The organism is Nocardioides sp. Leaf285 (assembly GCF_001422955.1).
In the GTDB taxonomy this organism is placed as follows: domain Bacteria; phylum Actinomycetota; class Actinomycetes; order Propionibacteriales; family Nocardioidaceae; genus Nocardioides; species Nocardioides kribbensis.
The window spans coordinates 29,877-45,749 of record NZ_LMNH01000005.1; the positions used below are offsets into that span (position 1 = coordinate 29,877).

Annotated in this window: 13 protein-coding genes; 10 read left to right on the forward strand and 3 right to left on the reverse strand. The window is 71.2% G+C overall.

The annotated features are described in order from the left end of the window. Positions 1–26 precede the first annotated feature (26 nt). Complete coding sequence (locus tag ASF47_RS17745) at positions 27–680, forward strand: hypothetical protein (protein WP_056865370.1); 654 nt, start codon at positions 27–29, stop codon at positions 678–680. 52 nt (positions 681–732) lie between these two features. Further along, positions 733–1,266, forward strand: a complete 534-nt coding sequence (locus tag ASF47_RS22230) for a DUF6884 domain-containing protein (protein ID WP_442937586.1) — start codon at positions 733–735, stop codon at positions 1,264–1,266. Here the strand turns inward: ASF47_RS22230 and ASF47_RS17750 are convergent. Beyond that, positions 1,220–3,382, reverse strand: coding sequence for a transglycosylase domain-containing protein (locus ASF47_RS17750; RefSeq protein WP_162242289.1), 2,163 nt, complete (start codon positions 3,380–3,382; stop codon positions 1,220–1,222). The genes ASF47_RS22230 and ASF47_RS17750 overlap by 47 nt on opposite strands. 487 nt (positions 3,383–3,869) lie before the next feature. On the opposite strand from ASF47_RS17750, the gene ASF47_RS17755 reads away from it, so the two are divergent. Continuing rightward, positions 3,870–5,609, forward strand: a complete 1,740-nt coding sequence (locus tag ASF47_RS17755) for a hypothetical protein (RefSeq protein WP_156697996.1) — start codon at positions 3,870–3,872, stop codon at positions 5,607–5,609. A gap of 44 nt (positions 5,610–5,653) precedes the next feature. Then, a complete protein-coding gene (locus ASF47_RS17760; protein WP_056865373.1) occupies positions 5,654–5,962 on the forward strand; it encodes a hypothetical protein in 309 nt (102 codons plus the stop codon). A gap of 12 nt (positions 5,963–5,974) precedes the next feature. Here ASF47_RS17760 and ASF47_RS17765 read toward each other — a convergent pair whose 3' ends face one another. Next, positions 5,975–6,532: a hypothetical protein gene (locus ASF47_RS17765; protein ID WP_056865374.1), complete on the reverse strand. Its 558-nt coding sequence runs from the start codon at positions 6,530–6,532 to the stop codon at positions 5,975–5,977. A gap of 96 nt (positions 6,533–6,628) precedes the next feature. Here ASF47_RS17765 and ASF47_RS21485 point away from each other — a divergent pair, with 96 nt between their 5' ends. From ASF47_RS21485 to ASF47_RS21230, 3 genes are read left to right on the forward strand one after another with little or no spacing between them, the layout of a single operon-like run. After that, complete coding sequence (locus ASF47_RS21485; protein ID WP_162242290.1) at positions 6,629–7,870, forward strand: lamin tail domain-containing protein; 1,242 nt, start codon at positions 6,629–6,631, stop codon at positions 7,868–7,870. A gap of 16 nt (positions 7,871–7,886) precedes the next feature. Further along, the gene (locus tag ASF47_RS17775; RefSeq protein WP_156697997.1) at positions 7,887–8,573 is read left to right on the forward strand and encodes a hypothetical protein; all 687 of its coding nucleotides are present in this window, start codon (positions 7,887–7,889) and stop codon (positions 8,571–8,573) included. Then, positions 8,570–8,716 carry a hypothetical protein gene (locus ASF47_RS21230; protein WP_156697998.1) on the forward strand — a complete coding sequence of 49 codons (147 nt, stop codon included), beginning with the start codon at positions 8,570–8,572 and terminating at the stop codon, positions 8,714–8,716. The genes ASF47_RS17775 and ASF47_RS21230 overlap by 4 nt, the downstream gene beginning before the upstream one ends. Positions 8,717–8,767: 51 nt before the next feature. Here ASF47_RS21230 and ASF47_RS17780 read toward each other — a convergent pair whose 3' ends face one another. Beyond that, the gene (locus tag ASF47_RS17780) at positions 8,768–9,439 is read right to left on the reverse strand and encodes a hypothetical protein (protein WP_156697999.1); all 672 of its coding nucleotides are present in this window, start codon (positions 9,437–9,439) and stop codon (positions 8,768–8,770) included. A 139-nt stretch (positions 9,440–9,578) separates the two neighbouring features. On the opposite strand from ASF47_RS17780, the gene ASF47_RS17785 reads away from it, so the two are divergent. The 3 genes from ASF47_RS17785 (at position 9,579) to dnaE (ending at position 15,833) form a co-directional block, all read left to right on the forward strand. Further along, positions 9,579–10,544, forward strand: a complete 966-nt coding sequence (locus tag ASF47_RS17785; RefSeq protein WP_056865378.1) for a hypothetical protein — start codon at positions 9,579–9,581, stop codon at positions 10,542–10,544. Beyond that, positions 10,544–10,963 (forward strand): hypothetical protein, encoded by a 420-nt coding sequence (locus ASF47_RS17790; protein ID WP_056865379.1) that lies wholly within the window; start codon positions 10,544–10,546, stop codon positions 10,961–10,963. The genes ASF47_RS17785 and ASF47_RS17790 overlap by 1 nt, the downstream gene beginning before the upstream one ends. 166 nt (positions 10,964–11,129) lie before the next feature. Then, complete coding sequence (gene dnaE / locus ASF47_RS17795) at positions 11,130–15,833, forward strand: DNA polymerase III subunit alpha (protein WP_056865380.1); 4,704 nt, start codon at positions 11,130–11,132, stop codon at positions 15,831–15,833. Positions 15,834–15,873 lie beyond the last annotated feature (40 nt).

Below are 15,873 nucleotides of genomic sequence, written 5' to 3' on the forward strand. Positions count from 1 at the left end.
CGCTTCGCCCCGCTGACCAGCCCGACGTGAACCCGGCCCGTCTGGCCACCGACCCGCTGCTGGCCGAGATCGCCGAGATGGTCGCCTACGTGAATCTCCACATCGGCGCGCACACCATCAAGCCGTGCACGACGAGGCAGAAGGAGTTGTGGGCCGACCTCGTCGACTCCCACGCCGTCGTGGAGTCCCACCAGGATCCCTCCCTGCTCAGCGAGCACCCCGCCTCCGCTGAGGGCCCGACGCCTGCGCGTGAGCCCCGATGGTGGCGCCCCGGTCACCCGCTGACCGCCGGTAGCGGCAACCTGCCCACCAGCCACAGCGACCCGCGGCTGGTGATCGCCGACCAGACCCCCGAGCCGGACCCGTTCCGCTACACCGATGAGGACCCCACCTCCCCGCGCGCCCGCGGTGAGGTGCGTTCCGCCGAGCAGTGGGGCGACCGCGGCGCGACGAGGGTGGCGAGGGCCGCGCTCCTGGATGTGCTCAGCGACCCCACCTCCCCTCACCGCCCCTTCCTCACCGAGGACTTCGTGGCCGTCTACGAGTGGGCCAAGGCCCAGGTGGCCCCGATGCGGATGAGTACCGGTGACCGGGCCGGGCAGATCGGGTCGCTGCGCTCCTACCCCTCGCTGGAGCAGGCCCGCCGGTTCCTCGCCGAACGGCGAGACGCACGCCCCTAAGGGTGCGTCCTGCCGGTGCTGCCCTGTCGGCGCGCTCTGCTTCACTCGCCTCATGCTCGATCGCGGGGACCCCGGTCCACCAGCGGCGCCTGCTGCTCCTGCCCGGGTCGCCCTGATCGGATGCGGCTCGGCGAAGAGAGCGGTGCCGTGCTCGGCGCGCGACCTCTACACCGGGGCCCTGTTTCGCAAGTCGGTGACCTTCGCGGAGGCCACATGCGACCAGTGGCTGGTCCTGTCGGCCGAGCACGCCCTGCTGCACCCCGACACCGTCGTGGCGCCCTACGACACACGCCTCGGAGACCGCCGGACCGGCCCGCCCATCTGGGAGTGGGTGGACCGAGTCGTGGCCTCGCTCATCTCTCGCTTCGACGCAGCCGCACCGCTACACCTGGTCCTGCTGGCGGGCGCCACCTACCGCACGGTCACCGTGCGCCTACCTCCTGCGTGGACCCACGAGGCACCGATGCAGGGCTTGGGCATCGGTCGACAGTTGGCCTGGCTCAACGCCGCCACGGCCGCCACGGCCCGGACCGGACGGTCTAGCGCTCCTGCGGCAGTCGCACCTCACGGTCCGATCCCGCGCTGAGGGTCAGGGTGACCGTCGAGTCCAGCCCCAGGTACGACCCTCCCGCAGGCACCTGGACTGCCACCACGTCGGCGGGCAGTACCTCGTCTCGCTCCGCGTTGGCGGGGGCCAGGCGCACCTGGTAACCGGCCTCGCTCAGCGAGCGGAACGCAGCGTCGAGGCTCATGCCCCGCACGTCTGGGGCCACGTTGCCCATCGTGACCGTCTGGGACGGGGTGGGGAACTGCTGCACAGGCAGCCCCTCGTGGACCCCGCGCATGATCTCCTCCCAGATCGGACCCGCGACCAGGCCGCCGTAGGCCCGCGGGACGAAGGAGCCGTAGGCGTAGAAGTTCTGCAGGGGGTAGGCGAACCCGCCGCGGGGGTCGCCCACCCACACGCTGGTGGCGAACTGCGGGGTGTAGCCCGAGAACCAGACCGCGGCGTTGTCCTGCGTCGTGCCGGTCTTGCCCGCTACGGGCCGACCGATCGACTGCTCGGCGCCGGTCCGTGAGGGATCTGTCCCGTCGATGGTCTCGGTCATGATGCTGGCGACCGTGTCGGCCACCGATGCGGGAATGACCTGGTGGCAGTCGCGGTCCGGGACCTGCACCCCGCCTCCGTCGGGACCGGTGATGGCGTCGATCGGCAGCGGGGTGCAGTGCACTCCGCTGGCTGCGAACGTGGCGTAGGCACCGGCCATCTCCATCGGGGAGACCTCGTAGACGCCGAGGGTGAGGGCGGCGTCTGCGGCGGTGATGGCGCGCTCCCCGGTGCGCGGGAGACTGGTGATGCCCAGCCGCTCGGCCATCGAGGCCACATTGAGCACGCCGGTCTGCTCCTCCAGACGCACGAACCAGGTGTTGGAGGAGCGGGCCACCGCCTGTCGGGCATCGAGGTTGCCGGTGGCCGCCGACCCGAAGTTGGCGAATCCGCCTTCGGGCGCAGACAGGCCCGGGGGCGAGTAGGTCGGCGGAGCGTAGATCTTCGTCGCCGGGTCGAAGCCACGCTCCAGCGCGGCCGCGAGGGTGAAGGGCTTGAAGTTCGAGCCGGGCTGGAAGGACGGCATGACCGGCAGCAGCACCTCGGTCTTGTCGAAGCGGCCCGGACGGGGAACTCCGAAGGTGCGGTTGAGGGCCATCGCCTGGACTCGACCAGTGCCGGGCTCGATGGTGACCGCCGCGGCCGCGACTCGGTTGTCGCGGCCCAGCGCGCCGTCGACCGCGGCCTGCGCGATGTCCTGGGCGCGGGGGTCCAGCGACGTCTCGATGGTCATGCCACCGCGGTAGAGCCGCTCGTTGCGCTGGGCCTGAGTACGGCCGAAGACCGGGTCGCTCTCCAGTTGCTGCTTCACCCACTGGCAGAAGAAGGGGTAGCGAGAGTCGGTGCAGCCGTTCGTGGGTTCGGAGACATCGAGGCGTACCGGTGCGTCGACGGCGCGGCGGTACTGGCGTCTGTCGATGGACCCCAGAGCCAGCATCCGGCCCAGCACGACGTCGCGGCGAGCGCGGGCGGCCGCCGGGTGGTCGGTGGGGTCGTAGCCGGTGGGGTTCTTCACCAGCCCGGCCAGCAGTGCGGCCTCAGCCACGCTCACCTCGGCGATGTCCTTGGAGAAGTAGCGCTGCGCGGCCGTGCCGACGCCGTAGGCCCCGTCGCCGAAATAGGCGATGTTGAGGTAGCCCTCCAGGATGTCGTCCTTGGTGCTGCTCTTCTCCAGTTCCAGAGCCAACTTCGCCTCCCTCAACTTGCGCAGGTAGGAGGTCTGGGAGGTGACCTCGGCCCTGGTCGCATCGTCATCGGCGGCGTTGAGCAGGACGTTCTTGACGTACTGCTGGGTCAGGGTCGAGCCGCCTTGCGTCGACCCCCCGAGCAGGTTGTTGACGAGGGCCCGCCCGGTGCCCCTCACATCGACACCCTGGTGCTCGTAGAAGCGTGCGTCCTCGATGGCGATGACGGCCTCGCGCATCGCTCGCGGCACCTCCTCCAGGCGCACCGGGACCCGGTTCTCGGAGTAGAACTGCGCGATCCGTGTCCCGTCGGCGGCCAGCATCACCGACCGGGTCGGCAGCGGCTGCTCGGGCAGTGTGCTCGGCAGCGACTCGTAGTAGTCGACGGCGGCCTGTGCGCTCAGCGCCATCGTCGCCACCGGCGGCGCGATCGTGGTCGCTACGACACCCGCGGCGACAAGACATCCGAGGACGCCCAGCGCCAGGGCACGTCGCCGCGAGGGAGGCGCGAGGGGCTCGGCCGGGGCCGCGAAGCCGAGGAGCGTGTCCAGGTCGGTGAGCGAGGCGGCCCTCTCTTCGCGACGACGCTCCCGCCTGCTCCGGGCGCTCGCCGCCTCCCCCTGGCCCTCGGCCTGCCCCCGCACGGCGCGGCGACGTCCTGCGCGCCTTCCCGTCGGGGCCAGCGCCGATCGCGTGCTGATCAGCCTGCCGTCGGCGCGGCCGCTCAGTCGGCCAGAGGTGCGGATGGTGCTTGCCATGGGGTGCTCCAACGTGAAGGGGGCGCGCCGCAGACCGTCCGCGCGCGAGACACCGCTCCTGTGCCGCGTGGCCCGAGGCGGCGCAGGCCAGCGCAGGCCAGCGCATCGACCGCTGCCGTGGCCGTGGCACAGAGGCCTCGTGAGCCCCGCCGACCCATCCCACCGTCGCTCCTCCGCCTCCGACGAAGCGAGCGATGACACGGCTGCCTACGTCGCCGTGACACAGCGCCGCACGGTCTCCGACTCGGCGCACCGGGCAGGCAGGCGGACGACCGCCTCGATCTGCGCACTGCTGGTGGGGGCGCTGGCGGCAGCGACCGCACTGTTCGTCTTCGTCGCCAGCGTCGTCCCCTGGATCTCTCTCGGAGGAGACGAGCAGGCCGCGACCGTCGCCGCGGGTCCCGGGCCGGTTGCGCCCCGTCTCGTCAGTGGCGAACGAGCGGTGCCAGCAGAGCAGGTGGTACAGGCGCTGATGGACGTCGACCTGCCCGCGTTCGCGGGCTTCGATGAGCGCACGTCCTCGACGCTGAGCAGTCCGTCGCTGGCGTTCGGGTGCGATCCGAAGAACGGCCTGGCGCCGGTGGTGGCCTCGTCTCGGGCCTTCGTGACCGCGGAGCCCGAGGCGCTCGCAGTGACCTTCACCGCCCGCGCCTACTCCGCCGGGGGCGGCGCCTCGGCCGTTGCCGCACTCTCGGCCGCAGCGCTCGCCTGTGAGGGAGCCGCCGTCTCGGCCGCCTCGGTCCCAGTCGGCGTGGACGCGGTGGACATCGATTCGTCGCGCACCGCCACGTTGACGTGGCGCCGAGGAGACGTCGTGATGACGGTCGCGGTCGAGGAGTCCGGGACCCCAGGGGATCCCGGGGAGTACGCCTCGGCCATCACGACCCTGGACCAGGTCTTGGCGGAGGCCCTCGCAACCACCTGCTTCGACCCCGACGCACCTGTCGAGGCCGCCCGACGCTCCCCCTACCTCGACCGGGACGCCTACCGGGGCCTGTTCACCGAGGTGCCGGTGCGAGCCAGGACGCCGCGCGCGCGTAGCGCAGAGGCCACCTACCTCGGCGCCGTCGTTCCGCTCGACTCTGCGCCAGTCGCCCTGCCCGCGGTAGGCGACCTGCCGTCGGCGCCGCTCCCCGCACCGACACGGGCCCCTGCCTTCCTGCCCGCTCCGATCCCCCAGCCGGTTGCGCCGGTTGCGCCGGTCGCGCCCACCCTTGTCGCCGACGTCGGCCGCCAGGTCCAGGACCCGAGCGGCCCTGGCTGCGGGTGGGCCTTCACCGGCCAGTCCGCCCCCACCTTCGACCAGCAGCGCGCCGACACAGCATTCAACGCGTCGGTCGCCCAGACCACCCAGACTCTGAACCGACGGTGGGCGGCGTGGCAGCGGTCCAAGACCGTCTTCTACGCAGCCTGGGCCGACTACCTCGATCTCGTGGGCCCGTGGGTGCGCTACGTCGAGCAGGTCGCGGAGGTGCGAGCCGCCTGGGCAGTGGTCGAACAGGCCCGCTCCCGCTACTACGCCGCCTACGCCGACTGGGAGACCGCCGTGGCCGCGCGTGTGGCGTTCCTCGACGAACGGGACACAGCGCGCATGACCTACCGTGCCGAGCGAGAGGCATGCCGCACCGAGCCGCATGAGCCGGTCGATCCTCCGACCCCTGATCCGCCGCAGGACCCCTCGGTGGACCCGAGCAGCCCCACCGACCCCGCAGAGCAGCCGCCCGCACCCGACGAGCCTGACACCGAGAGTGGTCCGTCCGGTCCCACGGCGCCGCAGCCGACCCTCCTGTGCCCGCCGACCCGCCCGGGGATCCTCGACGAGCAGCCTCCGGCCGTTCCCGCGCGCCCCACGCCCGAGCCTGCGGCTCAACTGCCCTAGGCCGCGCCCCGGCGCCGTCGTGGGTCCGCTGGCACAGCAGGGTCGTGACTCCCCCCGCTGCCTCCCAACTCGCCTCCGACGCCATCGGGTCGCTCGACGGCCTCGCTCCCCTCGCGGTGAGCGTGACCGCCGTGACGGTCGCCTACCTGGTGTGGACGCTGCTCATGCTGGCGGGCGCGGGCTACCTGGCGTGGGTGTGGCGCCGCTACCGCACCTCGTTGCGGACGTTGCAGATGTCGCACGAGGTCGCCTCCGCGCGCGCCCTGGACGAGGCTGAGGCCCTGGCCCAGGAAGAGACCGAGACGGACAGCGACAGGAGCCGCGGGCACCGCCCGGTCCAGTGGCTCGACTGAGCCGTCACGGGATCAGCCCTCGGCGTCGGCGTGCGCCAGGGACCTGACCGCCTCGTAGAGGCGCAGGCCAGCCTCGGCGTTGACTGCCTCGCAGTAGTCCGCCCAGTCGGTGTAGGGGTCGCCCGGAGCCCACTCCTCGACAGGGGTGGGGTAGTCGGTCTCCTCGACCCCGAGGCCCTCGGCGATCTCGCGCCATGCCTCGGTCTCGTGAGGCTCGATGCAGGCGCGTTCCATCACGCTGCACACCTCCGCAGCAGCGCCGATCGTGGCCATGTGGCGATCGAAGTCACGGTCCGAGAGGGCGCCGAACCGCGCTCGCAGCATCTCGCTCACGTCGTCTTGGGAAGCGGGCTCGCAGAAGGATCCGTCGCCGGTTCGGAAGGCCACCAGCATGTTCGCCACCTCGTAGGCCGCGGACACCTCGGCCTCCGAGACCGACCGCACGGGGGCAGGCTCGATCGACTGCGGCAGCGGCGGCACCAGGGAGATCGCCGCCTCGGCAGAGCGGAAGGTGGCGAACCGTCCGCCTCGATCGCGGGGCTGCTCGAAGTCCGTAGGCTGCGTCGTCATGAAGAACAGGTGTGCGGCAACGGGTCAACGCGCTCCCAGCACCCCGAGGCCACGCCGGGAGCGGCCGGATCCCTCGGGTTGCGCATGGTCCCCGGCGTGACCGCCCCTCTCGGCTCCTTCCCGGCCCTCGGCTCTCGCCGCCGCCTCGCCACCGTCGCAGTGGCACTGCCCGCGGCCATGGCCACCCTCCTCCCGCTCGCAGGTTGCGCCGCCACGACGCAGCAGGGTCCCGGGGAGATCGGGAGCGCAACGACCGTCAGCGCAACCGTCAGCGCCGACCAGGCCGGAGCCCGGCCCGCCGCAGGCCCGGCCCGGCCCGACGTCGAGCCGCTCGCGCGCGCAGCCAAGTTCACCGGCCGCTACAGCGAGGCGGTCTCTGCCCTGCGTCGAGGCGCCGAGGTCCGCGACGGCTACGAGCGCGAGGAGTTCACCCACTGGGTCGACGCCGACTCCGATGGCTGCGACACCCGCGAGGAGGTCCTGGCGGCGGAGTCGCTCGGCGGCTCCACGGCGAGCGCCGGGCCGGGCTGCGACGTCACCGGAGCCACCTGGCACTCCTACTACGACGACCAGACCTTCACAGACTCCTCCGACCTGGACATCGACCACACCGTCGCCCTGGCCGAGTCCTGGGACTCCGGCGCTCGGGCCTGGGACGACCAGACCCGCGAAAGGTTCGCCAACGACCTGGGTGAGCCCCGCTCCCTCATCGCCGTCAGCGCCTCGTCGAACCGCAGCAAGTCCGACCAGGACCCCTCCGAGTGGATGCCCGAGCACCAGCAGTGCCGCTACCTGCGCGACTGGGTCACGGTGAAGGTCCGCTGGTCGCTCAGCGTGGACCGCGCAGAGCGGGCCTTCCTGCGCGACTCGCTGACCTCCTGCCCCGACAAGAAGATCACCGTGCGACGCGCGCGGATCGTCAAGGACGCCGCGGGAACGGGCGGCGGAACCGGGGGCGGGACGGCCGGTGGTAACGCAAGCGGCGCGGTCAAGGTCGCCTCGGTGGTCTACGACCCGCCCGGCTCCGACGACGAGTCCAACCTCAACGCCGAGGTCGTGGCGCTTCGCAACCCCTCCAGCGCGGCAGTGAAGATGGGCGGCTGGATCCTCAGCGATGCCGCCGACCACACCTTCACCTTCCCGACCTTCACGCTCGCCGCGGGGAGCGTGGTGCGCATCCACTCCGGCTCGGGCAAGGCCACCGACACCGACCTGTTCGCCTCCTACGGGCACGTCTGGAACAACTCCGGCGACACCGTCACCCTGACCCGGTCCGGTGGCAGCATCGCGGACTCCGTCTCCTACCCCGGCGGCGGCTCGGGCCGCGTCGACTACTGAGGGGAGCGAGCGGATCATGGCACTGGGCTCGTACCGCTCGCGCCGCATGGCGGGAGCACGCAACAGCAAGGACGCGGTCACTGCGACCGACCCGGGCATGGTGATGGCGGGCACGTGGGACCCCTTCGCCGACGCCAGCGGCACCAACCCTTCACTCGACCCCACGACACCTCCCGCGCCCGCGGCGAAGGAGCGCCGTGGCCTGATCACCATCGAACGGCCACGACCCGCCATCGAGGAACTGCCCGTCGTCACCGTCGCCCCCGTCAAGGCGCCGTCGCCGGGCCCCGCACGCGCCTCGGCCGACTCCTCCGTCCCGCCCCGATCCGTGGCCCCTCCGACCGTCGAGCGAGGCAGGCACCGCCGCGGTCCCGTCCTGCCAGCGGGGACGTCTGAGCCCGACCGGATCGACCAGCCTGATCGGGGCGTTCGGGCTACGGAGGGCGCCGAGGCTGCAGACGGTCTCCGCGAGCACCTTGCGACGCCGCCCGCGGCCCTCGAACCCCAGGTCGCCCAGGCGCGAGCCTTCCTCCTCGCGGCCACAGGGACGCTGGCTTGGCCCGAGGAGGACAGCGACCGGCGCCGACTGCTGCGCCGGGCCCGCAAGGTCTCCCACCCCGACTCCTCCGGGGGGTCGCAGGCACGGTGGGACGCCTCCGAGGAGGCGCTGGTCCTTACGGGGCTGCTGGGCGACTACCGATGATGGAGCGGCTCTACGCGACGCTCAACGGCTCCCTGGCCACGCTGGGGGTGCCGGTCTCAGTCGACACGCTCGGCGAACTGGCGCTGGCCCTGGGAGCGCTGACCGTGCTGGCCTGGTGCCTGCTGCACCTAGTGCTGGACTGAGAGCCCCGCCCTGGTCCCCTAGGGGCGCAGGGCGGGGCCGAGGTGCACCTCTCAGCCGAGCGCGACGGACTGCGCGATGACGCCCTCGTCTACCCGCTCGCCCCCGACTACCGACAGCAGCGGCCCAGAGGCAGCGTCCGCGAGCCCGAGGTCGCCCTCAGGTGCGGGCCGCCGGGTCGCCTCGCGGTAGGCCGCGATCCACGCCTCGACGGGCGCGACGAGCACGGTGTCGGTCAGCGACAGCCCGTGGGTGGCGATGCGGCGCTCGCGGGGGTGGGCCAGGTAGCCGATGGGCCCGATGTCGTCCTTGACCCAGGTCAGCAACTTCGCCGCCACGGTGAACCGGATCGGTGTGCAGGGAAGGTCGACCGGCCACTTCTCGACAGCGGCCAGCCACCGCACCGCGCCGCTGGTCGGCTGGCGCGGGATGGGGATCATGCCGAGGGCGAACGGCACGTCGAAGCCCTGCGCGATCGCGTTGCCGCGCTGGACCGAGGCGCCCTTGGCGGCCTCGCGCAGCCCGTTGGCCATGTAGGCGGGAGCGAAGCACTTCACCTGGACCGAGACGTCGTCGAAGACGCGCAGGTCGCCGATGTCGTCCTTGCGGCCCGCGCCCAGCATCCGCATCGCAGAGGGGCGCACCAGGTCCGGGCACATCTGCCGCAGCACCTCGACGGCCTCGCGTTCCGCCGCGTCACCCTTGTTCTTCGCCTTGTTCGCCATGCCCAGGACCATGCGCAAGACCCGCGCGCGAGGCCCAGCCGGAGCACCCCGTGGTCGGTGGGAGGGTTGTGCGCATGGTCCGACGAGACGCGGTCCCCGCCACCTCCTGCCGACCGGTCGCCGGAAAGGATCCCCTCCCATGAGCATCACCCGTCGCCCGCACCTGCTCGGCCCCGGCACAGCGCTGCTGCTTGCCGACACCTCCCTCCTCGCCCCCCAGCGCCTCTCGCGCTTCGCGGCCGACTCCGGCATCTCCAGCGACTCCCTGCTCATCAGCCCCCTGTGCCCGACGCCGCTGCCGATCTACAACTTCGCCTCGCTCAACCCCGGCTCGCGACGCTGGCCCGGGACGCGACCCGAGATGATGTGGCACCCCCTCATGTGGCTGCCCAACCGTGTCGCCGGTCGCTACACCTACCCCGACGACATCACCGGCGAGCCGGTGCGAGAGAGCGACGAGGTCTGGATCATCCGGGTCGCACTCGAACTCGAAGCCAGCGGCCTCTACGACGCCGAGAGCGCGACCTGGCTCGACGTGCTCTCCGAGGTTGGCATCGACATCACCAACGACTTCGACCTCGGCCGTATCGAGGAGTGGCTCGACGGGTCCCCCGACACGGCCCTCGACGGGATCGACCTGTCGCCGCACTTCCTGAACCCCCTCGACCCCGCTCAGCCCCACGACTGGGCGCTGGCTGACGCCCTGACCCTGCTCGAACCGGTGCGCGAGTCGTCCTGGGCGTTGACGGCCGATGAGATCTTCAGCGAGGCCAGTCGTCTGCGACAGCCCGACCCGGCCACCAACCTCCCGCTCGCGCTCACCGACGTGCACGCCCTGGCCACCGCGTTGTGCGCCACCTCGGTCGCGCTCCTCGGCGAGGTGCCGATGTCCACCGACTCCGGCGTCTCGACCTCTCCTACCGCAGAGGGGCACGGAGCGTTCTTCATGCGCGCCTACAGCGCGCTGCTCGACAACGGATCCGACGCCACGTTTCACGACCAGGTCCTCGAAGCCCTCGCTGACCGCTGCTACACGATGCGCGAGGCCTACTGGCCGGTCCTGGAGAGCCTCCACGCGGCCCCGCCTCAGGAGGTCACCTCCTGATGCCCGCCCCGACCAAGACCGCGACGATCTCCCGCGGCCTTCGCTCGGCGCTCGTCGTGGAGATCGAGGGCATGGTCGTGGGAGAGCGCCCCGATCTCGCAGACGCGGTCTACGCGTTGTGCGAGTACGCCATGAACACGCAGGTCGTCCTCGTCGTGAAGGTCTCCAGCGGCTCCGGACACCAGCACATGACCATCGACACCGCGGGGCAGGTCTCCTACTCCGCCGCTCCCGCCCCGCGATCTGCTTCATCGCGGCCCCCGGCAGCCCTGACCCGCAGCCTGGCCACGAACAGCAACGAGCAGATCACCTCCAGCCAGTGGGTCGAGCGCTACATCCTCGACCCGGCCCAAGCCACCCCAGACCAGACCCGGCCCACGGAGGCCACCCGTCGCCGAGGGCTCTTCGGGCGGCGCTGACCCCTCCCTGGACGCCCCGGTGGCGTGCTGCACGGACGCCCCGTCGAGCCTGCCCGCGCTGACCCACCGGCGCCACGACCCTGCCCGGACCACGCCCGCCCCCAGGCATCCCCAGGCATCCCGGGTCATCCCGCCGCTGCCCGCGCGGCGGCGGCACAGGAGATCCGTGACCCACCCCGAGCACCCCGTCAGCACCAACGACCCGCACGGCGCCCCGCACGGGGCCGTGGGTCACGACGTCTCGACCGGCCAGCGCGCCACCCGCGGCTACGTGTCACTGCACACCCACACCGAGTTCTCTCCCCAGGACGCCATCAGCCGCCTGGGCGACCTCGTGGCCACCGTCGTCGCCGACGGCCAGAGCGCCTGCTCCATGACCGACCACGGCACCACCGCGGGCGCCTGGAAGTTCGTGAAGGAGTGCAAGGACGGCGGCATCAAGCCGATCCTGGGCTACGAGGCCTACCTGGCCCTGGTGCCCGACGGCTCCGACCGCACCGACGAGGACCCGGGCGTCGGAGTCATGGAGTGGGACGACCCCCGGGTCCGCTTCGCGCGCTTCGCCAAGGAGGGCATGGACGCCGAGTCGGGCAAGAAGAAGCGCAACACCAACAACCACCTCACGATCCTGGTGGGCAACGAGACCGGTTGGCGCAACCTGTGCCGCATCACCAACGCCGCCGAGGACTCCTTCTACTACAAGCCCCTCATCGACTACGCCCTGCTGAAGCAGCACAGCGAGGGTCTCATCGTCCTCTCGGGCTGCCTCGGCGGCCCCGTCGCCTCCCACGTGGCCATGGCCCGCACCGACATCCGCGACGAGACCGGCGCGGTCGTCGAGGTCCGCTGGGACCAGGCCCGGCTGGAAGCGGCACGCGAGAACCTGCGCCGCCTCATCGAGTGCGCCGGACGCGAGAACGTCTACGTCGAGATCATGGAGCACGGCCTGGCCAGCGAGGGCCGCGAGCACATCAAGATGCTCGCCACCCTGGCCGCCGAGGCGGGCGTCGAGGTCGTGGCCACCAACGACTCCCACTTCATCGACTCCTGCGACTGCCACGCCCAGGACGCCTGGCTCGTGGTCGGCGAGCAGCAGCGCGGCAACAAGATCACCGTCGACACCGAGGACCGCTGGCGCTTCAACGGCTCGGGCTACTGGATGCGCACCGAGGCCGAGATGCGCGCCATCTACCCCAACGCCCCCACCTGGCAGCGCGCCATCGACAACACCGTCGTGATCGCCGAGCGCATCCAGGGCATCGACGAGGACCACCCCTACGGCGTGATCCCCTTCCAGGCCCTGCGGCTGCCGACCTTCCCGGTGCCCCAGGATGCCGTCGAGCGATGGGAACTGTCCGGCCCCGACGCCGAGCAGCGCCGGTTCAAGACCGCCTCCGCCTTCTACGCCCACGAGCGGGTCCTCGCAGGCGCCAAGAGGCGCTACGGGACCATCACCCCCGAGATCAAGGAGCGCCTGGCCTTCGAGGAAGGCGTCATCACCGGCATGGGGCTGGAGGACTACTTCCTCATCGTCGACGACGTCATCGAGTGGTGCCGCTCCGACCGCGGCTACCCCAACGCCGAGTTCCCCCTCGGCGAGCCCGGCGCCAAGAAGCCCATCCGCGTCGGTCCCGGTCGAGGCTCGGCCGCGGGGTCGGCCTACTCCTACTGCCTGGGCATCGTGAACGTCGATCCGCTGGAGAACGCGCTGCTGTTCGAGCGGTTCCTCGACGTCGAGCGCGTCGGCATGCCCGACATCGACGTCGACTTCGAGTCCGCGCGCCGCGACGAGGTCTACCTCTACGCCGCAGCCCGCTACGGCACGGAGTACGTCGCCCGCATCGGCGCCTTCCAGAACGCCAAGACCAAGCGGGCCATCAAGGACGCCGCGCGCGCCCTGGGACTGCCCGTCGCCTTGGCCGATGCCCTGGCCAAGTTGGTCCCCGTCAAGCAGGGCACCCCGCACACCTTCGCCATGCTCTTCGAGGAGGTTCGCGACGAGACGACCGGCCTGCCGGTCGCCAACCCCGAGGCTGGCCCCTTCCGCGCCGCGGTCCAGAACGGCATCCCCCGCGTCGCCTCCGCAGCCGACGTGGCCAAGGTCGTATCCCTGGCCCGCTCCTTCGAGGACGTCTCGGCCGGAGTCGGCATCCACGCCGCGGGCGTCATCATCTCCAACGAGCCCCTGACCTCCCTGATCCCCATGCGCTACCTGCGCAAGGACGGGGAGGTCGTCGGAGTCCCCGTCGCGCTGTGGGACGGCGCCGACATCGACGACTTCGGCATGCTGAAGTTGGACGCCCTGAGCCTGCGCAACCTCGACGTTGTCGCGGCCGCCGTCGAGCACATCGCCACCACCACCGGGGAGATCGTCGACCCCGACGCCCTCCCGCACCCCAACGACATGAGCCAGCGCCGTGTCGCTGACTCCTACGCCCTACTGCGCGAGGGGCGCACCCAGGGCATCTTCCAGTTGGAGTCCGACGGCATCACCGACCTCATCAAGTCCGTGGCCCCCACCGAGTTCTCCGACCTCTCCGCCACCCTCGCGCTGTACCGGCCCGGCCCCATGGGCGCCGACATGCACCTCATGTACGCCGACCGCAAGAACAACCGCGCCGATGTCGACTACTCGATCTACACCAACGACGAGGCCGAACGCGGCGTCATCGCCTCGGTCCTCGGCGACACCTTCGGCACCATCGTCTACCAGGAGCAGATGATGGCGCTGTCGTACGCCATCGCCGACTTCGACGCCGCAGAGCGCAACAAGTTGCGCAAGGCCGTGTCGAAGAAGAAGCAGAAGGAGATCGACGCCCTGAAGGTCATCTTCATGGCCAAGGGCACCTCCACCCAGCGCTCCGACGGCACCCCCAAGGTCGCCTTCCAGACACGCACCCTCGACACCGTCTGGATCACCTTCAACGCCGCCGCGGCCTACCTGTTCAACAAGTCCCACACCGTCGCCTACGGACAACTGTCCTACGTCACCTCCTACCTGAAGGCGGCCTGGCCCACCCAGTACGGTGCGGCGATCCTGTCGACCACCAAGGACGCCAAGAAGCGCCTGCCCGCGCTGAAGGCCCTGGGCCAGGACGGCATCACCGTCGACGCCCCCGACATCAACCTCTCGCGCCTGCACACCTCGCCCGACCCCACCCGAGACCTCGTCGTGCGCCTCGGGCTCGCCGAGATCCGCGACGTCGGCAGCAACGCCGCCCACATCGTCACCGAGCGCGAAGCCAACGGCCCTTACACCTCCATGGCCGACGTCATCGCCCGCGTGCGGGTGCCGGGCCAGGACAAGGACGGCAAGCCCACCCTGTCGCGGCTGGGCGCCCTGGCCGTCGAGGGGCTCATCGAGGCTGGCGCGTTCGACTGCTTCGGTCCGCGCCTGGGTCACATGATGATCGCGCGGGCGGTCGCCGACGGCGGCGCGCTGCCGGTACCCGAGGCCGAGTGGGGTCACCTGGAGCGCGCCAACCGCGAGCGGATCCGCCTCGGTGTCACCACGGGCGCCTCGCCCCTGGAGATCTACCGCGACGTGCTCGCCGCCCACGACGTGGCACTGACCGTCGACAGCGAGACCGGGGAGTCCTACTCCAAGGCGCACCGCCTGGTCGACGACATCGTCTCCAGCAACGCCGCTGAGGGCGAGAACGTCACTGGCCTGCTCGTCGAGTGGACCCCCAAGGCCACCAGGCGCGGGGACATGATGGCCAGGTTCGCCCTCCAGGGCATCACCGAGACGATCGATGGAATCGTCTTCCCCTCCACCTACGAGGGCTGGATGAGGGCCGGGATCACGCTCAACGTCGGCGACATCGTCACTATCTGCGGCGACGTCCGCCGCTCGGTGATCACGGTGACCAAGGAGGTGCAGGTCGAGAACGCCGACGGTGACATCGAGACCGTCGAGCAGGAGCGCGACATCGAGAAGACCGAGTTGATCGCCTCCCAGGTCGTCCCCGTCGACGTGGACAACGCCCCCCACCACGCCCTGAACTACCAGCCGACCTCGCGCCGACGAAGTGCCGGAGGGTCCTTCATGCGCCACGTCTTCAACGCGAAGCGCCAGATCGAGGCGGGCGGCATCACACAGCCCAAGACCCCCACCAAGACCCCCACCAAGACGGCCGCCAAGCCCAAGACCGAGCCCAAGACCACGCCCAAGACCACCAGCAAGACGCCCGCGAAGACGGCCCCGAGGGACCCGGCGCCCACCCCGGCCGCCCCTCTGGTCGTCTCCTCCTCCCCGCTTCCCGCTCAGGCCCCCGCGTCGTCCCCGGCCAGCAAGGCCCTGTGGTTCCGTGGCGGGTCCAGCCCCCTGACCGGCTTCGCGATGGACGACGACCACGTGGTGTCGACCTACATGGCGCAGTACGGCGGCGACGCGACGGTCGTGGGGTCCCGCTCCAACATCACCCGTCTGCGCGGCTGGGCCGGTCCCCACATGTGGGCCATCTTCTGCATCGAGTCCCGCTGCGTCTGCTTCCCGGCCGAGGAGACCTTCGACTCGCGACTGGGTCGAGAGGTGGTCAAGGACTGCCTGGGGTGCGCGAAGAGCCACCTGTTCATCGTCAAGGCGAAGACCGAGCAGTGCGCCAGCCTCATCCTGCGCAACCACAAGGCCGAACACCTCAACTTCGAGCCCGCCATTCGGCTCCCCTCGGTCTCCGACGCTGAGCCGAGGTCGCTGGTTGCCCGCACCCGCGTCCGACTCTTCGACTCCAAGGCGCAGGCCGCGATCCTGGCCGAGGCTGATTCACCCGCGGCAGGGCACGTCCCGAGCCCCGCCCTCCCGCGCACGCCCGAGCCGCTGCTCCAGGCTCAGGGTGACCAACAGCGAGTCCTGGCCCACGCCCACTGAGACGACCGTGCCCGATCAGACCCGGCCCCGGGCGGACTCC